The sequence below is a fragment of the Legionella resiliens genome, from assembly GCF_021344005.1.
In the GTDB taxonomy this organism is placed as follows: Bacteria; Pseudomonadota; Gammaproteobacteria; order Legionellales; family Legionellaceae; genus Legionella; species Legionella resiliens.
Genome location: NZ_JAJTND010000003.1, coordinates 43,183 through 66,405, shown reverse-complemented (window position 1 = coordinate 66,405; position 23,223 = coordinate 43,183). Strand labels below are relative to the sequence as shown.

Here is a 23,223-nt window from a genome sequence, read left to right as displayed (position 1 = left end):
TAATAATAAAGAGGCGAGTAAGAATTTTGTGAAGCCAATGATATTATATTTAGCAGAAATAGTAAAAGGCTTATGAAAAAAACGCAGCAGCAGGAACATTTTTATTTCTGCCACAAATATTAGTTTAGGTACATATTACAATGTAGGCTAAATGAAGCCTACATTTTCCATATTCATTATCACGTTTAAAAACTACTTAATCAAAATTTCTTGCAAAAAAACAATCATGGCTTCCCATGAACGTTGGGCAGCTACTGCGTTATATATGGTTCCCAATTGTGTATCATACGCCAGCGGATTAGTAAACGCATGCTGTACGTGTCCATACATATGCATCTGCCAATCTACGTTTGCTTCGGTCATCTCTTTGCAAAATGCATGCACCTTATCAGGTTGAACCATGGGGTCATCATAGCCATGCAAAGCTAAAATTTTGGCTTTTATTGGTTCAGATTTTAAATTGCCTGGCTTGTGCAGCAAACCATGAAAACTCACTACCCCCTTAAGTTCCGCTCCAGAACGTGCCAACTCAAGAGCACACAACCCCCCAAAACAAAATCCAATAATTGCAACCCGTTTATTGTCAACTTCAGGCATGGAGCATACAGCAGTATACCCCGCTTGAATGCGGCGGCGTAGTAAAGCTTGATCAGAAATCAAAGGGTTCATTAACGCTTGTTTTTCCTCAATAGTAGAGCCAAGCTGGCCATCGCCATATAGATCTACTGCAAAACCTACATAACCCATTTCGGCAAGTAATTTCGCTTTATTACACGCAAATTCATTGCGGCCGGACCAATCATGAACTACCAATACTGCAGGACGTGGAGCAGTACGAGCATTGTCATATGCAACAAAGCCATGGAGTTCTTGCTCATTATCATGATAAATACAATTTGAAGTATGCATCTAAAGCTCCCTGAAATTAACTTTTTAGCAGCTTAGTTTATTAAATTGAGTTAAAGAGATAAAGTTATGAATTACATGAGGTTGTTTCCCTTCTTTTTCTTCTCATCTATAAAGTCGATTTTTTCTTTGTCATCATGGTGTTATAGTAGACAATTGGGCATAACTATTGAGCAATTATTTGGAAAACATAAAAAATGATAGAATGTTCTTTTTTAGTCTACACTTAGAGTAAACTCTAATGGGGATATAATCATGATGACTTCATCATTAATCCATGTAAGAGATGTTTTACTTGCACAATTGTGTTATCAGGCCTTTATTACTCCTATCTTTTTTCCTTTGGAAAAAGAATATAGGACTTTTGCCAAATTGGCTTGTGAGTTTATTGAAGGAAGACGTACCGAGGTAATTCATCAGGAATTTCCCCGACATCATGTACTACATCGTTTTGCTCCACAGAAAAAAGCGAAAGGAAAAAAGATATTGATTACCCATGGATGGATATCACGCGCAGCATATATGGCTCGTATTATCCAGGCTCTGCATCAAGAAGGATATGAAGTATATGCCCTTGATTTCCCAGCACATGGCGAAGCAAAAGGCTTGCAATTACCCTGGACGGATGCAGTCGCCATTTTAAAAGATACAATCAATCAACATGGACCTTTCTATGCAGTCATTGGACATTCATTTGGTGGCTCCATGCTGCTCAATACTCTGAATATTGCGGGACAACTTCCTGAATGGCAATTAAATCATAAACCAGAGCGCGCGATTTTAATTGCATCACCAACACAAATGCGAAGTCCGGTTAACCGGATTGCAAAAAAATTTAAACTAAGCGGCCATGGTTATCTGCAACTACGTCAGGTTATGAAGCAACAAGCAGGCTTTGACATTAAGCTGGTCCGTTTGCATCATTTCATTTCTCAATCCCCCAACATTTCTTTTTTATGTATTCACGGCGAGTTAGATAAAACGATTAGTACTAAAGAATCGATCGAATTCTGTAAAAAATACCCGGATTCCAGACTTTGCCTCCTTCCTGATGCAAATCATGTGAGCGTCTTACTCGATGAACGAGTAGAACAGCTGGTTTGTAATTTTTTGGAATGAATCGCAGAAACTTAGCCTGGGTGTAGCAAAACGGAACCCCAGAATCTATGACAAGAGGAAAACCCCGGGTTTCGCTTCGCTACACCCAGGCTACCCGTTAAGAAATTTACTCGCTTTCTATATATTGTCGCAGTTTTTTCATGGCATTTTTTTCAAGCTGCCTAACCCGCTCCGCGGATACCCCGTATTTTTTAGCCAAATCATGCAGCGTTAACTTTTCTTCAGCTAACCAACGTTGTTGTAAAATATCCTGGCTGCGCTCATCTAACTGCTCTAAAGCAAACATCAGCCTCTCACGTCCATGATCTCCAGTATTTTCCTTTTCCAACAAAACAGAAGGATCATCATTAGCATTAAATAAATAACGCTCAGGTGCTGTATAAAATTCATCGCGTTCATCCGCATCAGGAGCATCATAAGGTGTATCCATAGCGTTCAAGCGTTGTTCCATGACCAGCACATCTTCACAACTTACACCCAAATCATTTGCTACAGCAGTTACCTCTTCATGACTCATCCAACCCAAACGATTTTTCATTTGGCGAAGATTAAAAAATAACTTACGTTGTGCTTTGGTTGTTGCAATTTTAACAATACGCCAGTTACGCAAAACAAATTCATGAATTTCTGCTTTTATCCAATGCACTGCAAAGGAAACAAGACGTACACCCATCTTAGGGTCGAAACGTTTTACCGCCTTCATCAAACCAATATTACCTTCCTGAATCAAATCATTCAGGGGCAAGCCATATCCCAAATAACCACGAGCTACACGGACAACATAACGCAAATGGGCAAGAACCAAGCATCGCGCAGCCTCAAGATCTCCTTCAGCATGAAAACGCTCCGCATAGGCAATTTCTTCCTCTAAAGACAACATAGGAATTTGATTAACCCTGTGAATGTAAGCATCAAGGCTTCCCACAGGTAAATTCATTTCGGCAAGTTGCAAATATTGACTCATGCTTCTTTCCTCTAAAACTTCTCTGTAAATAAGGTAAAAAAAAGAGGGGCTTATAATTGGGGCTCAATGGAAGCCAATTGACGTTTTACCGATAAACGTGCCCCCATCCATCCTAGTATAACTGCAAATAAAACAAGTAGCAAGATCTGTCGCATTGATAAACTTTTTAACGGATAGTGCATTTGATAAGCAACTGCCAACTGATTCACAGCAGCTTCCAAACTGAAGATAAAAATATTCACCATAAAGACAGCAAAAACAGCCCCTAAGGCACCATACCAAACCCCAGAATATAAAAAAGGTCTGAGGATAAAAGCATCTTTGGCTCCGATTAACTTTAACACTTGAATTTCTTCTTGTCGACTATGAAGTGCCAGGCGTAACGTAGTGCCAACGATCATAATCACTGCCATGGCTAATAAGGCGAGTAATGCATCTGCAAACTTGGCAGCAAAACCTAAAAGCGCATGCAAGCGGCTTATCCATTCCATATCGACCTTTGCATTTTCCACTTGAGCTATGGTCTGTAATTTCCGTGCCAATAAATCCAATTTTGCAGGGGAGTCAATGATTAAGGCAGGTAGAACATCCACTACTGCGGGTAAAGGATTTTCAGGAAGATAACGCATAATATCCTGCATCCCCTCTTGCTGGGTTAATTCCGATAAACCATCACTGGATGATTTTAAAGAAACTTGAGCTACGCCATCCGTTTCACGCACTTTTTGTAATACAAGCTGTTGCTCCACTTCAGACAAACCCGGTTTTAAATAAAGAGAAATATGCCCGCCCTTCTGCCAGCTTGAAGTTAATTTAGCGATGTTATCGGAAAATACCCAGAAAAGAGCAGGCAAGGCTAAGGCAATGGCAATCACTATGGAAGTCATCATGGTTGCTAAAGGTCTGCGGCATAACAAATTTAAACTTTGTATTGCTGCTTGCACATGATAAGCAAGGATTGCTTGTGCTCGTTTTAACACATTCGTCCTCCTTTAAGCATGACAATACGATGTTTCATTCCTGCGATCAATGCCAAATCATGGGTGGCAATTAATATACTCACCCCCACTCGATTAAACTGCTCAAAAATAGCCATGATTTCTGTAGAAAGTTTGGGATCAAGATTTCCAGTAGGTTCATCGGCCAATAATAATGCTGGCTTGTGTACTACAGCACGCGCAATTCCCACACGCTGTTGTTCACCCCCTGATAAATGGACAGGGAGCATTTTTTCCTTGGTTAATAGGCCCACCATATCCAAGGCTGCATGCACTCTTTTGGCAATCATGGGATATGCCATACCTTGAATTTGCAAGGGGAGGGCTACATTATCAAATACTGTTCGATCATTAAGTAAATAAGGAGATTGAAAAGTGATACCCAGTTGGCTTCGGTGAGCAGCTACATCACGTTTTTTTAACTGATTCAGACGTAAACCGTTTACGATCAATTGACCAGAAGTAGGCCATTCTAAAAGAGCGACCAATTTAAGTAAGGTACTTTTTCCTGCGCCTGAATGTCCTGTAAGAAAAACCATCTCCCCTTTTTGCAGGGAAAAGTTTACTTGGCTTAACGCTTCAAAACCACCCGGATAACGTTTCGTCACTTGGTTAAATGTGATCATTGAATAGTGCACCAACAAATTGCGCAGCATCAAAGGGCCGTAAATCCTCTATCCCTTCACCGATCCCTATGTAACGAAAGGGCATCCCTAATTCATTAGCAATAGCAAACAAAATTCCGCCTTTAGCCGTACCATCCAATTTGGTCATGGTAATTCCAGTTAAACCAATCGCTTCATGAAATTGTCGTGCTTGAACCAGAGCATTTTGCCCTATGCTTGCATCCAATATCAACATCGTCTCATGAGGAGCATCCGGACAAAGTTTCTGCAATACACGCTTTACTTTCTTCAATTCGTCCATCAAATTGCCCTGTGTATGCAATCGACCAGCAGTATCAGCGATTAAGACATCCATTTTGCGTGCTTTTGCCGCTTGCAGCGCATCAAAAATCACCGAAGCACTATCAGCCCCTGTATGTTGGGCAATTACTGGGATATCATTTCGTTCCCCCCAAACATGCAATTGCTCCACTGCTGCTGCTCTAAAAGTATCTCCTGCAGCCAACATGACTTTCTTGCCCTGTTGCTGAAATTGTTTCGCCAGTTTCCCTATAGTAGTTGTTTTACCTGCCCCATTCACCCCAACCATTAAGATCACAAAAGGCGAATGATCTGCGGTCTCTAAAGTTAAAGGCTGATTATTCCGGCTTAAAATCATTTGCAAATGAGATTTCAGCGCCTCATAAACAGCGTTACCATCGGATAACTGTTTGCGAGCCATGCTTTCAGTCAACTGGCCCAGTACGGTTTGTGTTGTCTCCATTCCCAAATCAGCACTGACTAACAGCGTTTCTAACTCATCCAACAAATCCTGGCTGATTTCTTTTTTCCCTAATAATAACCGGCCAATTCCATCACCAAGCTGGTGACGGGTTTTGCTTAGTCCTTTTCTGAAACGTGCAAAAATGCCTTCTTTTGCAGGCTCTTGTTCCTGTTTGATATCTTCTACAGGAGCTTCAGGCAATGAGTCAGTAGTACTTTGTGAATGATCGTCCTCTACCGAGGTGGAATCATGACTTCGTTTAAACCATTTAATCATATAGTGTACAAATCCTGAAAAATATGAAATTCTATCATCTTTTTTACTTTGAGGTTAAGTTGTGCGCAAAATACTCTTTACTTTACTCATGGTACTATCTTGCCAGACCTTTAGCCAAGTGCAAGAGTTTATATTGAATAATGGATTAAAAATATTGGTTAAAGAAGATCACCGGGCGCCTATAGTTGTATCCATGATTTGGTATAACGTGGGGTCTGCTGATGAGCCAGGGGGGATTACCGGCGTATCCCATGCGATAGAACATATGATGTTTAAAGGTACCGAAAAATACCCTTTAGGCGTCTTTTCTAAAACCATAGCGGCAATTGGCGGACAAGCCAATGCATTTACTAATAATGATTACACTGCTTTTTTTGAAAAAACAGCTGCGTCAAAACTTGCTGCCAGTTTTGAACTGGAAGCGGATCGCATGAATCATTTGCTTCTTGATGCCAATGAATTTGCCAAAGAAATTAGAGTAATCCAGGAAGAACGGCGTCTTCGCACTGAAGATAATCCACAGGCCCTTGCCTTTGAGCGTTTTCTGGCAACAGCGCATCTAAGCGCGCCTTATCATCATCCTGTAATTGGCTGGATGAGCGACCTGAAACACATGTCCGTTGAAGACATAAGGGAATGGTATAAAAAATATTATGCGCCTAATAATGCGACCTTGGTTGTTGTAGGAGATGTTAACCCCGAGCAGGTTCGCACTTTGGCAGAATATTATTTCGGTGCTTTGCCAAAACACCCTGTTCCTGCAAGAAGATTACAAAAAGAACCGCCTGCTTTAGGTCAAAAGATTGTTCATATTCAAGCCTCAGCAAAATTACCTTTATTAATGGTGGGTTATACCGTCCCTAGTGTGAACACTGCTAAAAAAGACTATGAGCCTTATGCCCTGGAAATCATTGCTGGAATTTTAGACGCAGGAGAAAGCGCCCGTTTTTCTAAAAATCTGATTCGTGGCAAACATATTGCCACAGATGCAAATAGCTATTATAGCCCTTACACAAGATATCAAACCCAATTTATTGTTTATGGATCCCCGAGTCAAAACCATACAATTAGTGATTTACAGAATGGCCTCCTTAACGAAATCGATGATTTGAAAAAAAATCAGGTTACTGCTCAAGATTTGCAACGAGTGAAACATCAAATCATTGCTCAGAAAACCTTTGAGAAAGATTCAATTTTTGGACAAGCCTCAGAATTAGGTTTGTTAGAAACAATCGGGATTGGTTGGCAAAAAGCGGGTGAATATACTAAAGCAATTAATGCAATTACACCACAACAAATCCAGCAAACTGCCCAACGTTATTTTCAGGAAAATAATATGACGACAGCAATATTAGAACCTCAACCACAAAGGGCTGCACCATGAGAATTTTTAGCGCATGTATTCTAACATTACTGATTACACTGTCAGATACATCGACAGCAAGTATATTCAAAACAGAAAAGTGGCTCACTAAAAATGGTGTTCAGGTGATTTTTTATCCCGCCATGGAAGTGCCTATGCTTGATGTCAGCTTGGCTTTTGCGGCAGGATCAGCATATGATGGGGATCAATACGGCCTAAGCGCCTTGACCAGCCGTTTGATGGACCAAGGAAATGCGGGACGAGACGCAACAGCAATAGCCGAATCCCTCGCGGATGTTGGTGCTCAATATAAAGCTGAGATCAACCGAGATATGGTTATATTTAATCTCAGGACTCTAGTCGCCACGGAAGCATTGGCCAAAGCAAGTGATACCTTTACACAAATCATTAACCATCCAGACTTTCTTGATCATGAATTTTCAAGAGAGAAAAAACAACAGATGATGGCCATTGAACAGCGACAGGAATCGCCTGAAGACGTTGCCAATCTCCATTTTTTTCAAGCCTTATACAAACAACATCCCTATGCACATCCTGTTAATGGAACAAGCAATACCGTCAAGTCAATTAATATGAGCCAGGTGATTGAGTTTAATAAACGCTATTATGTTGCCAAAAACGCTATCTTAGTTATGGTAGGTGCAATTAATAGTGAGACAGCACATCAGCTTGCCGATCAACTCACTCAAGAACTTCCAGAGGGACATCCTGCCCCCCTGATCCCCCAAGCCACTCAATTAACCCAAGCAGAAACGATAAATATTCCATTTCCATCCTCACAAACCATGATACGGCTCGGCCAACTCGGTATTGATCATCATGACCCCAATTACTTCCCACTGATTGTAGGGAATTATATTTTCGGAGGAGGAGCTTTGGTTTCTCGACTCGCTATAGAAGTCAGAGAAAAACAAGGATTGACTTATGGGATAGACAGCCAGCTTGTTCCTATGTCAGGGAAAGGGCCTTTTCTCATCAGTTTATCAACGAAAAATACACAAACTAAGGATGCATTAGATATTATTCAAAATGAGTTACGCGCCTACATTGATAAAGGCCCAACTGATGAAGAGATGAATGCGGCAAAACAATACCTTACAGGAAGTTTCCCACTTTCTTTATCAGGTAATCGCAGTATTGCAAATATCTTATTACGCATGACTTTTTATCATCTACCTGAAGATTTTCTTGACACCTACCTTGCTCGCATCAATGCAGTAAACAGTGAACAAGTAAAACAAGCATTCAAACACCAAGTTAATCCTGATAAATTGTTACTGGTCACCGTAGGTAAATCGTGAAACAGATCGTTCGCATTATAGGAGGTTTATATCGTGGAAAAAAATTGCATTTTCCCGATGTAGAAGGTTTGCGGCCCACCCCGGATCGTGTGCGTGAGACTTTATTTAACTGGCTCATGCATGACATTAGAGAAGCACGCTGCCTGGATGCTTTTGCAGGCAGCGGGGCTTTGGGTCTGGAAGCATTTTCGAGAGGAGCTGCGCGAGTTGTTTTTCTTGAACAATCACCTAAAGCTTATGCTCATTTACAAAAAATAATCGCTTCGTTTAACAGCCCAAAACTTAAACTCCTACAGACAGACGCAGTACAATATCTACAGCACAAACAGGAGGAGTTTGATATTATTTTTCTGGACCCTCCTTTTGCGCAAAACCATCTCCCTCAATGTATTTCGAATATGACGCAAAGTAACATACTCAAACCTGGAGGGCTTGTTTATTTAGAATCACCAGGTGTAATTCAGTTGGATGAAAAACATTGGCGACAAATGAAACAGAAACAAGCAGGACAAGTTGTCTATTCATTATTTGAAAAATTAATTTAATTTTAATCATATAAGGACTGTTTACATTTCGCTAGCTTGAGTCAAAATCGTTTGATTTTCGAGCACCGAAGCGCAGCATACATGAAGTATGTGAGCATCGTAGCACAGAAAATCAAACGATTTTAGCCAAGATAGTAGAAATGTAAACAGCCCTTAGTCTGGGCAGCAAAATCTAAATTAATTGTAGAGAATTCTCAGTTTCGCTTGAATTAAAGCATGAATTCTCTAAAACCATTTCCATTCAAATTCATACAATTCCTCTTCCATAGACTTGACAAGGAGCCTAGCTCCTGTTTCAATCAAACGAATATTCTCAGACATTAAAGAACATTGAATGAACAACAAGCTTCTCATGCTATTTATTGCCTCAGTCCTGCTTGTGGGTTGTAAACATGGAGTACTCTTTAAAAAACCACCAGTAAACAATCCTAGTGATGATGCTACGATTAAATTAGCAGAAGCAGCTGTATCTGTAAGCGATTCCATGCATGAAATGGCACGAATTGAAAAAGTAATTCTACCGCCACCTGTAGATAACGCACTCACGATCCCTAACTCGTATAACTTACAAGCCAGGGCAAGTGTGGATTGGTCGGGGCCTATTGAAGAATTAACCGCTCGTATTGCCAAATCAGCTCACTTCAGACTTCGTGTTTTAGGAAAAGTACCTTCCGTTCCGGTTTTAATTAGTCTTAACATTAAAGATGAAAGTTTAGCTGAAATCCTGCGTGATATTGATTACCAAGCTGGTAAAAAAGCCTATATTCACGTTTACCCTAACAGTCAGGTTGTAGAATTACGCTATGCCAAAATTTATTCGTAGCTTAATAGTTATTGTATTGTCTGCTTCACTGCTTGCATGTCACTCACGGAAATATATGGGTGATACGAGCTCATTAGCAGGACTGCAAGCTATGGCCAATGTGAATGTAAAGGACAGAAATAAAAGGCAAAGAGGTAAAATTCGTCAAATTGCCTTGAAAGAAACTGCTTTAAGTCTTGGCGCTCAAGCAGGCCTTGCGAATCGAGCCAAAATTATTGATGAGCATCTTATAAGGCAATCACGCAGACTCGATGCCATTTATGACTTTAATTCCCTGATTTTGGAACATAATATCTTACCTCCAGTACTGTTAGAAGGAAGAAATACACTTAATCTTGCTGATGCGCAAACCATTCGTATTTCCGATCGTACCTATAAAGTTGCAAAACAGGCTCATTTTGTAACAACTCCTCCAACTTGGCGGCAATACTTATGGTTGGACTATGTAAAACCGGAATATCCTCACTATACCTTGTTACCTAAGACCAAGACAGAGAAAAAAATATGGTGCATTTATGTAGCAAAGGGCTGGAAAAATGGCGTTGATCAAGCGAATACCATTCTTGAGGAAAATATAGCCCGCATTAAAGAAGATTTTGGCGGAATGATCCTGTATAGAAAATTATTAGCCATGAATATGATTTCTCCTCCCTATGTCTCTCATACAGACTTGGGTGTAACAGGCGATGCTTCCGAAATTCATATTGATGATAGAGTATTAAGAATTACTGCGTTACCTGGTCTGAATGTGAATAGCGAACAATGGCGGGCAGCGGTATCTAAGGATGAAAATGCTCTTGAACAGTTCAAACATATGGAAAAATTGGCAAATCGTTCTAAAATTATAATAACAGATAAATCCTGGCAGCCTACGATTGCTCCAGTTAACGATAACAACAGAATTCGCCAATAGGAAGTATGAACAATAATTCACATATACATTTAATGCCCGATGAGCCAACACGTTTTACTCCGCTTTTCATGGATAAAATGTTGGAGCATACTGAACGTTTAAATGCTTCTGACATTACCATCCAAACGGGTGAGCCTATTTATGCAGAGGTTTATGGAAAACTATTACGCATTACCAACCGGCGTTTATCTAATACAGAGCTCGGTGATTTAATTAATGCGATATACGGACCCAATGCGACAACCCAGCTTCTTTCAGGTAAAGACATTGATACCCACTATGAATTCCGCCCTAATCGTGGGGTTAGATATCGCTACCGGGTCAATGGGACGGCATGTCTTGTAGAAGGCCATGATGCGATTCAGATTACGCTCAGAACTATTCCTACAACCCCTCCTAGACTTGAGACCATGAATCTACCTGATAATGTGCTTGAAGCAATTGCACCGCAAGAAGGTGTCGTCTTTATTACGGGCGCAACAGGTTCAGGGAAATCAACTTTGTTGGCCTCGATTATTCGCGACTTAATCGAAACAGAGGATTCGAACCGTAAAGTTTTGACCTATGAATCCCCTATTGAATTTGTTTATGATGAAATTGAAACTATATCCGCAGTGGTTAGCCAATCAGAAATTCCTCGCCACTTGCCAAGCTTTGCTGATGGGGTGAGAAATGCTTTACGTCGTAAACCTCGTTTAATCATGGTAGGTGAGTGTAGGGATGCAGAAACAATTAGTGCCGCATTGGAAGCAGCACTTACAGGACACCCAGTGTATACAACCTTGCATACTTCAGGTGTTGCTGAAACCATGCGGCGTCTTGTTACTTCGTTCGCTGGTGAAGAGCGCTTAGGAAGAACGATTGATATTTTAGAGACAATTAGGCTATGTATTTGGCAAAAGCTTGTACCTACCATAGACGAAAAAAGGGTGGCACTTAGAGAATATTTAGTTTTTGATGAAGAGGTTCGAGATATTTTACTTGAAAGTGATCCTAACGATGTAACCTCTGCTACACGTAAATTAGTGCGACAAAAAGGTCAACTTATGACTTGGGATGCAAAAGCAAAATTTGAGCAGGGTATTATCAGCGAGCGGGTGTACAAATTAATTATTGCTGGGGCCAAAGAATACCAGCAATAAATTCAAAATTTTTTTTTATCCGCCCTCCTTTTGAGAAATTACATCAACTTTTTATACATATCTATTGTTCTTTATCGGTTATGCGTTATTTTTAGCTATAATTTTAAAAGAAGGTATGATTTTTGTTACCTCTTGGGAATTATAATGAACGACTCTATAATGCTTTTAGATGCTTCGTTGAGAGACGGAGGCCATCGAACTAATTTTAATTTCGAAGATGCTCAATTAGAAAAAATTCTTGTATCTCTAGATAACTCAGGCATTGAATATATTGAAATTGGCTATCGCAATGGAACTTTAGTACCCACCCAGGTAGGGAGAGCCGGATGGTGTGCCAAAGATTATCTACTTCTTTGTCGTTCTTTGATTCAAAAAGCAAAAATGGTGGTTATGGTTTTTCCAAATAACCTCACTCAGAGCGATCTTATTGAATTAAAAGAATGCGGCGTCGATTTAGTAAGGCTTTGCATTGCTAAAAACGAACTTGCATCTGCCTTGCCTAAAATAAAAATGCTAAAAAATGCAAACATGGATGTTTCAGTTAATTTTATGAATATTTCTTGCTACAGAGAAAATGAACTTGATGATTCAATCAAAACGATAAGTGAGTTTGCACCAGATATCATTTATTTCGCTGACTCAAATGGCAGTTTAACCCCCACGCGCATCAAAGAAATTTATGAGAAATACATTAATAATTATCCTTTCCCCTTTGGATTTCATGCCCATGACAACCTTGGGCTTGCACAAGCTAATGCCTTGGCGGCAATGAGTTCGGGAGTTCGCTTTATTGATGCATCTCTTGCGGGCATGGGCAAAGGTACTGGTAATTTAAAAACAGAATTTTTTGTTGCTTATTTACATTCAATTCAACTAAAAAAATACAGCCTTGATCATGTGTTAGAGGCAGCAAATTTTGTGCGTAGTTCATTAAAGATAGGTCAAGAGCCAATTGAAATGTCAGAATTTATCCGTGGGATTTCTGATCTCGCAACTACAAGCTACGAATCTAAATGAACCATTGAGAATGTCAGCTGTTTTATTCACGTGAGTTCAACATAAAAATGGAAATGCCTTTTATGTCAAACTTAAGATAAAAAGATTTCCCATGACTTACACGAAAGGAAAAGATTGTATCCCCTATTTAGGGCGAACGCATATTAATCGATTCTTCAGATTTTTCAACAACTGCAGGTTTACTTTTGGGTTTATCCATATACGCTTTTTTCAGAGCTTTTAGGTCTGGATCTTCTGGGTTTTTCTCTAATGCTTTATCCAGTTGTTGGACTTTTTTACTTCGCATATCATCGGTAAATTCTTTGTAGCGACCTTTTACTTCTTCTTTTGTTTTTTGATCCACATTCTTAAAGCCGCCTTTGCGATTTGCTTCCTGGCAGAGAAGAACTCCATGAATATTCGCGCGCGTATTCGCTACCGTACAATTATCATATTTTTGTGGTTTTTGCTCGATGATACATACTGGAGCTTTGTTTTGAGTAACCTGATCAATTTGTTTCATAACTTGCGCATGTGAGTGTCCCTTGTCATGGCCACTCATTACATTATTTATAAAATCTGGCGTAATATCCTTCGTGTCTACCTCATAGATTCGAGTTCCATGCTCTCCTCGACGAGCACCTTCCCCACGATTAGTAAATACTAAATAAGTTCTATTAGAGTTTCCTTCAACGGGTACAAAAGATAAACCCATCGCGTGACCTGTACAATTAATAGGGACGCTGGTTACTTTTCCTTCTTTTATTCGTTGACTCAGTTCCTTTCCAGCTTCAGGACTTCCTTCTGGAGTACTGTATTGATATTTAGCGGCACTATTTGCAGAACCAAAGGCATCTTCAATTTGCTTGAAATCGCCTTTCTCTGGTACCTTACTGCAACTCTGACTATAATCCTTTACTGCATCAGTCATCAATTGATAGGTAGGTCCTACATGCGCACGTTGTGAAGGAGTACCATCTACGCTGGTTATCTCTAGACCCAGAATGAGACCAAACTCTTTAACTGTATGCAATTTCTCTGGTTCTGACTGAATATAGTCCTTAGGAGGAGGAATCAGATCACCTGACTTTCGACCCCGTTCGCTCCGTATTGCAATATCATATTCTTCTCTTGCCAGGGAATCATACTCTGCTCCAAAATCAAGTAAGACCCTTGCCATTGGGAAATCCTGATTTTGCAATGCTTGCACCAATGGTGTCTGCCCACGAGCATTTTTTGCGCTGTTTAAAGCAGTTGGAAGGTCTTGATAGCCACCCTTTTCAAGAAGATCAGGTAACTCTTTAGGATCAATTTCCTGCTTTAACTTTGGATCGAGCATCTTTTGCAAGAAAAGAAACAACTCTTGTATAAATCGTTCCTCATTCATTTTGGCTTTTTGCGAAGCTTCTTTAAGTTTATCTTCAGCCATTTCTGATTGGCTGATTATAGTACTTTTAGGAGCAGATAATTCAGGCATAATGTAAACCGGCTAAGTGTTTATTTTAAATACAATTATACTACAATTTAGATCTTTTTGAAAAGGAAGAAGCATCAACGTGTATGTTGATGCTTCTTCCATTTACTTAACTACCTCAGGAGGAGGCTTAGAACCGCCACCTAAGTCACCCTTTTTTTTTGGAGGGGTCTGGCCACCTTCAGTATCCTTATTATCGCTTTTCGAAGCATTACCTTGAGCAGTAACGTTCCCACCGCCACCAGCTTTACCCAGAGCACCTTTAATCATGCCAACACCTTTCGCGCCATATCCGCCAAGAGTCTTATCAATTTGGCCTTGCGCTCCCTGAGTTTCCTTACCTGCTTCTTGAGTTTTACCTTTTACTTCCTCACCCCATTGTGCCGTTTCTTGACCTATGCTTTCAGGAGTACCACCTATCCACCGTAAGACTTTGTCCGGCAAATAAGAAATCAAGGTAAATGCTTTTTGTATGATTACTAAATACAAAGTGGTATAGGTCAATATAGAGAAGAAGAATGCATAAATCCCAGCCCAATCCGTATATCCGCCCGTACCAGAAGCTGCATCCGAACCTCCATAGGACCAGACTCCACCCGCGAGTTTAGCTGCATCTTTATTTTCCTGTTGGATAAATGCGATAGCTTGATCGTATCCAGCATTTAAAACCCATACCCCCACATAGGATAATGCTATGGCTGTAATATAGCCAATAATCATCATGGAAGGTCTAAGGAATACATTCACCAAGATCATGATCGCAGCTTCACCCTTACCAAAAGCCTCATGCCCTTCCGGATGAGTTACACCCAAGGCAACAATAGGGGCTGCGACCATTGCTTCGATTACCGAAATTAACCAACCCAATGCACCAAAGGTGAAAATCATATAGGGCAAGATTGGAATATAATAAGCTGTGGTAAATCCTACGCTCACCATGACACCTACCCAGGCGATCACAAGCGGCATTGCCAAAGACATCATAGCGAAAATAAAGATACCAAATACAGGGATTAATGCGCTGGATACAGCCATATTCAACAAGAGCATCCATAAGTTACCGGCAAAATTGATGTACTCGTTGCCCATATTTGCCAAAGCAACTACTGGGTTTACTCCAGGCTGCGCGATAATTTGTAAACCCTGTTGAAAGATTGTCGCCATTCCTTGCAATGGAATCATCAGGAACGCCATTACTACACTATTGATAATCTGGCCAAAGATATCAAGAAACAGGTTATATATAGTTACTAAGATAATATTATAAAATATATTTCCGAGTATTTGTCCCAGACAAATAGAGAAGAACGGTTTGACTTCACCGCAAGAGAAGTTTTGTCTTTCTAATCGGTATAACGATGTATTCACACTAAAATTAATTGTGTTAGCAAAAGTCAGTGGCTTAATCCCTGGTTGACCAGGAGTTGACATCATAAGTGAGTTGTTAAGAAAACCCCAAACTGTAGATGATTCTGAACCACTTTTTACATTCAGCGGATCCTTCTTCTTTGGTGCGTTCTTTGTATCTGCTGTAATTAAAGCCTGTACTTGCAGTACTTGGGTATTATCTTGACCAAACCATTTACATAATTGAGTAAAGTCTTTATTTTTATCGGTCATACTTCCTTTGTCACAGGTAATCGTTTTACCATCACTGCTAGGGACAAACGGGCTCGTTATTGCCTCGGGACTAAAGGTACTTTCATTCAATCCAGAGTCCGCATCCACTTGGCCTGCATTTGCGATGGTACCCGATGATCCCTGAATCGCTACCAAATTAAAGAAGTACGCACCAGCCATAATCCATCCCTGAGTCTCAGCTTTATTGATAAAGTCAGTGGATTTCTGCATAGTTCCAGCGTTTTGGATTAGACGCGCCAGGTTGACTGTTGGCATCATAATACCATTATAATCATTGATCGCATTAGTTAACTCATTACCATTAAACAGCGTCCCCCCAACTGCAGATCCCGGCACGGGCCCCCAAGTAAGACATAAATTCCCATCCTTATTCTCCGTATCACCAGCTATCTTTGAAGAATAAGTACTACATATCGTTCCATCTTGTTTATAGGGCACACCAAATTGCTGCGTCGCAACTGGAGAAAATTTAGACGCGTTGGGGTTACTCGTTGTTGACATTTGCGGATCATTACCCACTATAACTCGAGCGACTGTAGATAAATCCGAATACATTTGCTGGACTGCAATCGCTCGCGACATCTGGGTTGCGGCAATCTCTGCAGGAGTTAGCGTATTATTTCCAAGTGTCACATTATTTCCCGCAGTAGGATCCGTAGGCAGCAAACTTTTTCCGTCTGAAGAAAAAGCTGATCCCTTTGAACTAGCAATGCTCTTCCAATGAATGGAGCCGCATATCCCGTTCAAAAAATAATAAGGAGAAGCTGCATCCTCAAAATGAGGCATTTCAACAGTCCACGAACTGGCCCCCGGGGCCTTACTCTGAACAGTAATCGCATTGACTGAACTAAGAAAATCAGGAACCGTAGTTTGGCAGAACTTAGCTATTGGAGAGCTATTATCGCCCGCTTTGGCGGCATTATAACAATCTCCCGATTGTTTTTGCTGAGCATCAAGAAGACTTTGCCGTAAATTTGTCAATTGTGTCTGTAAACCCAACATACATACTTGGCCGGAAAGTATATTTATCGCGCCTGTTGTAATTGCACCAATACCCGACGTATCATCACCAGAAGTAATAAGTGCCTGGGCTGGATTGATCGATTGTGCTTGAATAATAACTCCACCGCGGTTCAAATAACTTAACGCGGCATTCCATACCTTATCTGCTGCCCCAACGCCTTGAACAACAACCCACATGACAAAAATTTGCATCAAGCAATAACCAGAAGCCTTGGGAATCAATAAAGCCAAACCCACTGTAGATCGAATCGGAATCCAAATAGAGGACCACTTTTGTCCAAGCATTTGCCCTTCGTGGGCAGTATTCATAGTAGATACCAAAAGGGTATACATAATAATTATACCCCCCAACGCCAAAACTGCAGCATTAAATACTGCAAACATACTGCCCATGATTTGGCTGCCTGTACCACTTAAAACACCATCTACAACCCCGAATAAATTGCCAAGAAACACTACCGAATAATCACTTGCAGGAGGAGCAAAACTCAAAGAACTGGCGTTATCTGCTAAAACTAAACCAGGACATACAAGGAGAAGTAGAGTTACCAACAACTTATTCATTTCTTTTCTCCAAACAACCCCTGCCTATACCATTCATTAAAGGTACACCCCAGCTTGCGATTTTTAATTTGATAGTACCAAAAGTGGTAACGGAAGGCTAAAACCAGCGCAATCAAAGTGACAATGAGGCTCACCAGAAACGCTCTTATTGAACCAAAAAAGAGCTGATATCCGGCATATCCCAAAATCAAAAGAGCAGCTAACACCATAATAATACTCAATCGAAATAATGATTTCTGTTTTATAAGTATACTTTCGTCGCTAAGATTTAATAATTGGACCGCTTCGTTGAATGATTCCCCTTCAACTTTTTTCTGTGGTACGAATAAACGTTTAAAACCATTTCCTAAATACAGAGTAAATGCTTTCATCCGTTCCCAATCAAACCACCTACGTACATTAATAATTCTCGAAACTAATCTAACTATTCGCGACTGCTTTTTCATATTTTTTACTTCTTTCTTTTATCTTTCATAATATACTATAGTAGTAAGTAATGATTTCGTCCATCCGCTGAAATACAGTAAAGAAAGAGTAAAATATGCCTGATTTAAGTCATGAAGCGTCCGCCCAGTATTGGTTTGAATATATTGATCCTATGATCTATAGAGTGATTACTTTTATGGAGAGTGTGGAAGATTGGACCCTGGATGGAAATCCTGAGTTTGAGAGAGCCATGGAGCAATTAGGCAAAGAACTTGATGACATAGAAAAAATAGATATGAGCCTCTTGGCTGAAGAAGAAAAATTTATTCGCATTGTAGGGAATATTAAATCGGGCCGGGGACTTCGATTGCTGCAAGCAATCGATACCGTTCATCCGGGCAGTGCGTCGCGTGTTTTAATCCATGCAGAGGAAACAAGCACTGGAAGCCATGATCCTGCTGGAGTTTTTCTTAAAAGAAACATTGTATTTGAACGTTTAAGATTGTTGTCGCGAGTTTTTTGCCAGTATCGTCTAAAACTTGTTTTACGTGCACTTGAAGGGGAAGAATAAATGAAATTAGCGTCTAAACTTATGTTGCTGAATGTGCTTTATTTTACTGCGTTTTCTGTTACAGCACAGGATACAACAACCTCAACATCAACATCAACAGGAACAGGAACAGGAACAGGAACTGATCCAAGTCAATATTATCAAAACCAACAAACCGAAGAAATGAAAAAAATAGTAAAGTACTTTGAAAACTTCGGTCAATACTTGGGTTTTCAAGTAAAGAAACCTCCTACAGAAGATAATAAATATTTTACAGTAACCTATAAACTCCTTAGTTTAACAACCTCTCAATTATCACAAGCTTATCAGTTTTATACCTTATTAGGTTCGATTCCCGTGAATACTTTTGCAGGTCAGGGCCAACAAGGCGGAGGAGGAGGAACAACTACAGGTAATCCTTTTGCTCAGTTCCTGCCTACTGATGGTGGAAATACCTCTCAACTTAATCCCAGTGGTACAATTATTAATCCTCTCGCGAATCTTGCTTTTCCAGGTTTTGCCTCAGGCCCATCTGCAGGATCTACCGGAGTGACTGTGAATCCGTTGATAGACCAACCAACTTTTCAACAGGATCCAGTAAGTCAAGCGGTATTAAATATTTTGGCGACCCCTGATTATACGTACTGTATGAATCCTACTAGTAGTACGCCAGAGTTTGTTTCTGACTGCAAATTGGTTTATAACACCTTGGTACCCCTGAACATTGTAGGGGAAATTCCTAACGCGATTACTTTTTTTGACCCGGCGTACCTTCAACAATTTTTAAATCATCTGAATAGTAATGCATTGACTGCCCCCTTGATGTATTCAACGCAAGACCTTGGGACGGGCCAGCAAAAAGGCGATATAGCAAAAAATGGCCTACCCGCACAAAATCAAGAGCAACTTGCTGCGAATTTTATTCGCTATGTTAGTGGTGGTGTAATTCCAATAAGATTACCTCAGTGGAGTGATTATGACTATTGGTATAAACAGACCCTTAGTAGTTCATCTTCTACCTCCGGCACCCTTACAACGAAACAAATGCAAGCGCAGCAAACCCTTGCTAGATATCTTGCGAGCTTACGTACCTACGCAGCCCAAAACTCTGTAGGACTCAGCAACCTTTATTATATCATGTCAAGAAGAATGCCTCAGACTAATCCTGATACAGCAAGCGGACAGGCTACGAGTGGTAGTAGTGGCCCAACAAGTCAAGCCTTAACAGAGTTTAATATGGCAACCTGGAGATTGTATAATACTACAAGCTCTGGCGATCCAAGTGCTACTGCCACCGCTGCTGCAGGCGGCACAGGTGGTACTGGCGAGCCTGGGAATACCCCCTGGATTAACAGCCTTAATAATGCACCGCCTGCTACAGTAGAAAAGGAAATCGCTATATTACTGGCTGAGATCAATTACCAACTTTATTTAGATCGTCAAGTCCATGAACGTCTTCTCATGACGAATAGCATCTTACTATTACAAAGTGTTCGTACAGGCGCTCCCTCTAATGAAGCCCTAAGCCCCGGAGCACAAACACAGCAATAACCTTAAAAGTACGGGGTGAAAGAAAGCTCTTTTCACCCCCGTTTCAAGAATTCAGTTTTTAAATGCATCACTCTATCATGAGCAGTTTCAGTTAGTTATGATTGCACTTAAACTAAAACTTTTATAAAAAATTCCTAACAACTTTTATAAAATGGTGTATATGATTTCATGCATAAAAAGGTCATAGTTTAGTAGGTCTTATTGATAACGGATAAAGAGCATTAAGTAACATTGTGAGCTGGGTAATTTCGTTAAATAATCAGTTAAATAGTTGATGACATTTGGGTCAAAGTAATTTAGATTGACGCATTTAACTGCTCATTTTTCTATGTCAAAAACTATTATCTTTCAAAAATCGTTCCTAGTATCCGGCATCATGTGCTTTGATGGTTGTGGTAATACAATACAAGGCTTTCTTCATACCTGTATCAATGATTGTATCGAAAAAGAGATTCTTCCTGCAGATGCCCGACTTATCGTAGATGCAGAACCCAGTAGTTTAGGTATTCATCAATTCACTGTTTCTATTGAAAGTGAGCAAGGTGATTTTATTCCCATAAAAAATTTTGATTCCATTATCTTTGCCAAAATTAAAGAAGATATTATTTTTGAGATCATTGACGATCAAAAAGAGAATGGGAATAAACCAAGCGACAAAAAAAATTGGATTAACATACTTGTTAACCTAATGTGCATGGGAGCTGTACTTGCTTTAACACTTACATTTCCTCCATCAATAATTTTAACCATTGGCTTAACGGCTCTTACTTTTTTTTCAACCGCATTTACCGCTCGAGAGTACTTATTTGCTTTTTTTCATAACTTCCGCGCTAAAAATTTTGCAAATATGGCAACGACCATTAGCCTAGGCTGGTTGTTATCTATGGCCCATACTCTTTTTCATGCCATAAGCATGCCTTTGGCAAGTAATTTTTCCATGATCTTTATGAACTTTATGATGCCAACCATGTTGATTGCTTGCATCAATGGTATGGATGAGATTAAACGTCTCGTTATTGAAAAATCTAAAAAAATTCAATTGAAAGGAATTAAAACATTATTTCCTCAAATGTCAGAAAACTACCGTTGTTATCAGTTAACCCAACTCGAACTCGAACTCTTATCAAAAAAAATTGAGCACCTACTTTCATCTAAGAAACAAAACCCTTCAGAAATTGATTCGCAACCGAATAAAGAAGAACAGGAGCACCTATTATTTATTCAAAAATTAATAGATACCAAGGAAATAAGCGAAGAAAAAAGAAATCTTTTAAGAGAAGGAATGCTCATTGAAGTTAACGCTGGCGAGTGCTTTCCAGTGGATTGTGTTTTAGTTCAAGGCAACACCGTAATTGATGCATCTCTTCTAACCGGTGAACCGCATCAAACAAAACAATTATGGCAGCATATTCCTTCGGGTGCTATTAATCTTGGAAAAAAAGTTACTGTTTACGCTGAGAAAAACTCATACAATAGTACTGTCAATACGCTTCTCTTTCGCTCAAACCGAGCTAAAGAATCAGCCACTCCCAAAGAAGAAACCCCCAAATTTGCTTATCTTTATACGACACTTGTTATCATTGGTCTTATGGCGGCTATTTTTACTCCAATCGGATTGGGAATAGCGACTATTCCTTTAGTAATACAAAACATTATTGGCATTTTGTTTTCTGTATGTCCTTGCACGATTGCTATCGCGCATCAATTACCCCAACTCATCAGCATCCATCATCGTAATAATAAAGGCATCCAATTACGTGATGACAGTTTAATTTCACCACAATCGGATGAAATCCATACAGTAGTTTTTGATAAAACAGGAACATTAACCACAGGAAATTCCATTGTGGAATCTTCCGACATTCCTATACATTCCTCATTATGGCAACGAATCTATTTATTGGAAAAAGCTCATGGCAGAGAGCACCCTCTTGCTAAGGCAATTCAAAAACACTATGAAGTTACGATGAATAATCAACTTCTTTTTGATGAAATAAACGAATGCACGATGGACCAGAAAAATCGAGGACTCACAGCGAGAGTGCAAGGAAGAATAATACAAATTGGAAACGTTGACTACTTAAGAGAGAGTGGCATTACTCTCCCTGAACCTGAACAATCAAAAATCGAACAAGGCTTTTCAGCGGTCTGTGTAGCAGAAGATGGCATCTATAAAGGAATTATCTATGTGAAACATGAAGTAAGAAAAGGGGTCCTCGAGGCACTCAACCGGTTAAGAAGAGAAGGCAAAAAAATTATCATGTTAACCGGAGATAACCTTTTATCAGCCAAAGGCTTTAATAAACAAATGGGCTTTATTTTTAATGAAGAAGATATCCATGCAGGGCAAACGCCAAAAGACAAAGAATCATTTTTAAGAAAATTGATGAGTACAGAAAGAAGCAATCCTAAAGGAGTGTGGTTTGTAGGGGATGGCTTAAATGATGCGCCTTGTTGTCGGATTGTCTCTGAAAAAGGAGGAGTTAGCTGTGCCATGGATTCCAATGATAAATCAGCATTTTTTACTGATATTACTTTTAATGGTTCATTAGATTATCTATTTAAACACAATAAATTAAATTGCGCCCTACAGCAAAATATAAGCCAAAACAAAGGCATACTCATTTATAGTACTATCGCATTTCTTGCCTTTATCATGAGTTTTTCTATAGCGGGAGTTGCTGTTTCTCCATTAATCCCAATGGCTATTATGCTATCAACAACACTTTTTGTTTTATTTAATTCTTATCGAACTCAACTCAATATTGACTCCGCTTTAGATAAAGAGATTGCATGGCCTAAAAAACTATTAAGCTCCAATCTCTCAATTGGCTTATTATTGGCAGCAAGCACCCTACTCATCGGTAGTGTTTTAGTAGCAACAATTACAACAGGGGGATTAGCCTTACCGCTTATAGCATTTACAGCCGGAACGGCTATAGGGTTTAGTAGCGCATGTACTTTATCGGCGATTAGTCTAATTGGTGTGTTCCTTGGTATCCTGTCAACTTCTTTACTGTCTGGACAATGTACCCAAGATGCAAGTGAATATCATCCAAGCAGCATTTCAAATAAAGATGAACCTGGTCAGCTGGAGCCAATTGATACAATAGCCAGGGAGAAAACGAATGATTTCTTCCTCGACAGAACATATAAAAGTAAGGAAAAACCACCACAAGAAAATGAATCTATTTTGGAGGCGGCAAGTTGTTCATACTCTCATTAAGTGTAAGCACAG

Annotated in this window: 19 protein-coding genes; 11 read left to right on the top strand and 8 right to left on the bottom strand. The window is 39.8% G+C overall.

The features are described from left to right. Window positions 1-192: 192 nt before the first annotated feature. Window positions 193-909 (bottom strand): dienelactone hydrolase family protein, encoded by a 717-nt coding sequence (locus LXO92_RS04030; RefSeq protein ID WP_182351444.1) that lies wholly within the window; start codon window positions 907-909, stop codon window positions 193-195. A 252-nt stretch (window positions 910-1,161) separates the two neighbouring features. Here LXO92_RS04030 and LXO92_RS04025 point away from each other — a divergent pair, with 252 nt between their 5' ends. After that, entirely contained in the window at window positions 1,162-2,025 is an 864-nt protein-coding gene (locus tag LXO92_RS04025; protein WP_182351443.1) for an alpha/beta hydrolase, read from the top strand. Between the two features lie 106 nt (window positions 2,026-2,131). On the opposite strand, the gene rpoH is transcribed toward LXO92_RS04025, so the two are convergent. Genes rpoH through ftsY form a run of 4 tightly spaced genes read right to left on the bottom strand, consistent with a single transcriptional unit; the run spans window position 2,132 to window position 5,652 of the window. Then, complete coding sequence (gene rpoH, locus LXO92_RS04020; RefSeq protein ID WP_182351442.1) at window positions 2,132-2,989, bottom strand: RNA polymerase sigma factor RpoH; 858 nt, start codon at window positions 2,987-2,989, stop codon at window positions 2,132-2,134. Between the two features lie 50 nt (window positions 2,990-3,039). Beyond that, window positions 3,040-3,969, bottom strand: a complete 930-nt coding sequence (gene ftsX / locus LXO92_RS04015) for a permease-like cell division protein FtsX (protein WP_182351441.1) — start codon at window positions 3,967-3,969, stop codon at window positions 3,040-3,042. Further along, a complete protein-coding gene (ftsE, locus tag LXO92_RS04010) occupies window positions 3,963-4,613 on the bottom strand; it encodes a cell division ATP-binding protein FtsE (RefSeq protein WP_182351440.1) in 651 nt (216 codons plus the stop codon). Before ftsE ends, ftsX begins: the two co-directional genes overlap by 7 nt. Further along, on the bottom strand, window positions 4,600-5,652 hold the full coding sequence (gene ftsY, locus LXO92_RS04005; protein ID WP_182351439.1) for a signal recognition particle-docking protein FtsY: 1,053 nt from the start codon (window positions 5,650-5,652) through the stop codon (window positions 4,600-4,602). The genes ftsE and ftsY overlap by 14 nt, the downstream gene beginning before the upstream one ends. Window positions 5,653-5,740: 88 nt before the next feature. Between ftsY and LXO92_RS04000 the strand changes: the two genes are divergently transcribed. The 7 genes from LXO92_RS04000 (at window position 5,741) to LXO92_RS03970 (ending at window position 12,777) form a co-directional block, all read left to right on the top strand. Further along, window positions 5,741-7,036, top strand: coding sequence for a M16 family metallopeptidase (locus tag LXO92_RS04000; RefSeq protein ID WP_255666587.1), 1,296 nt, complete (start codon window positions 5,741-5,743; stop codon window positions 7,034-7,036). Continuing rightward, window positions 7,033-8,337 (top strand): M16 family metallopeptidase, encoded by a 1,305-nt coding sequence (locus LXO92_RS03995; protein WP_232890425.1) that lies wholly within the window; start codon window positions 7,033-7,035, stop codon window positions 8,335-8,337. Before LXO92_RS04000 ends, LXO92_RS03995 begins: the two co-directional genes overlap by 4 nt. Continuing rightward, entirely contained in the window at window positions 8,334-8,882 is a 549-nt protein-coding gene (rsmD, locus tag LXO92_RS03990) for a 16S rRNA (guanine(966)-N(2))-methyltransferase RsmD (protein ID WP_232890424.1), read from the top strand. Before LXO92_RS03995 ends, rsmD begins: the two co-directional genes overlap by 4 nt. Window positions 8,883-9,216: 334 nt before the next feature. Beyond that, on the top strand, window positions 9,217-9,705 hold the full coding sequence (gene dotD, locus LXO92_RS03985; RefSeq protein ID WP_182351435.1) for a type IVB secretion system lipoprotein DotD: 489 nt from the start codon (window positions 9,217-9,219) through the stop codon (window positions 9,703-9,705). Further along, the gene (locus LXO92_RS03980) at window positions 9,686-10,618 is read left to right on the top strand and encodes a type IV secretion system DotC family protein (RefSeq protein ID WP_182351434.1); all 933 of its coding nucleotides are present in this window, start codon (window positions 9,686-9,688) and stop codon (window positions 10,616-10,618) included. The genes dotD and LXO92_RS03980 overlap by 20 nt, the downstream gene beginning before the upstream one ends. Window positions 10,619-10,650: 32 nt before the next feature. Then, window positions 10,651-11,760 (top strand): Dot/Icm type IV secretion system ATPase DotB, encoded by a 1,110-nt coding sequence (dotB, locus tag LXO92_RS03975; protein ID WP_182352722.1) that lies wholly within the window; start codon window positions 10,651-10,653, stop codon window positions 11,758-11,760. 144 nt (window positions 11,761-11,904) lie between these two features. Next, complete coding sequence (locus tag LXO92_RS03970; RefSeq protein ID WP_182351433.1) at window positions 11,905-12,777, top strand: beta/alpha barrel domain-containing protein; 873 nt, start codon at window positions 11,905-11,907, stop codon at window positions 12,775-12,777. A gap of 127 nt (window positions 12,778-12,904) precedes the next feature. Here the strand turns inward: LXO92_RS03970 and ankD are convergent, their stop codons facing one another. The 3 genes from ankD to icmV all read right to left on the bottom strand — a co-directional run bounded on the left by ankD (window position 12,905) and on the right by icmV (window position 17,904). Next, on the bottom strand, window positions 12,905-14,233 hold the full coding sequence (ankD, locus tag LXO92_RS03965) for a Dot/Icm T4SS effector AnkD/LegA15 (RefSeq protein ID WP_232890423.1): 1,329 nt from the start codon (window positions 14,231-14,233) through the stop codon (window positions 12,905-12,907). A 102-nt stretch (window positions 14,234-14,335) separates the two neighbouring features. After that, window positions 14,336-17,458: a type IVB secretion system protein DotA gene (dotA, locus tag LXO92_RS03960; protein WP_182351431.1), complete on the bottom strand. Its 3,123-nt coding sequence runs from the start codon at window positions 17,456-17,458 to the stop codon at window positions 14,336-14,338. Then, window positions 17,455-17,904 carry a type IVB secretion system protein IcmV gene (icmV, locus tag LXO92_RS03955; protein ID WP_182351430.1) on the bottom strand — a complete coding sequence of 150 codons (450 nt, stop codon included), beginning with the start codon at window positions 17,902-17,904 and terminating at the stop codon, window positions 17,455-17,457. The genes dotA and icmV overlap by 4 nt, the downstream gene beginning before the upstream one ends. 95 nt (window positions 17,905-17,999) lie before the next feature. Between icmV and icmW the strand changes: the two genes are divergently transcribed. The 3 genes from icmW (at window position 18,000) to LXO92_RS03940 (ending at window position 23,211) form a co-directional block, all read left to right on the top strand. After that, entirely contained in the window at window positions 18,000-18,455 is a 456-nt protein-coding gene (gene icmW / locus LXO92_RS03950; RefSeq protein ID WP_182351429.1) for a type IVB secretion system protein IcmW, read from the top strand. Next, window positions 18,456-19,985, top strand: coding sequence for a type IVB secretion system protein IcmX (gene icmX / locus LXO92_RS03945; protein ID WP_232890422.1), 1,530 nt, complete (start codon window positions 18,456-18,458; stop codon window positions 19,983-19,985). A gap of 301 nt (window positions 19,986-20,286) precedes the next feature. After that, window positions 20,287-23,211: an HAD-IC family P-type ATPase gene (locus tag LXO92_RS03940; RefSeq protein ID WP_232890421.1), complete on the top strand. Its 2,925-nt coding sequence runs from the start codon at window positions 20,287-20,289 to the stop codon at window positions 23,209-23,211. Window positions 23,212-23,223: the final 12 nt, after the last annotated feature.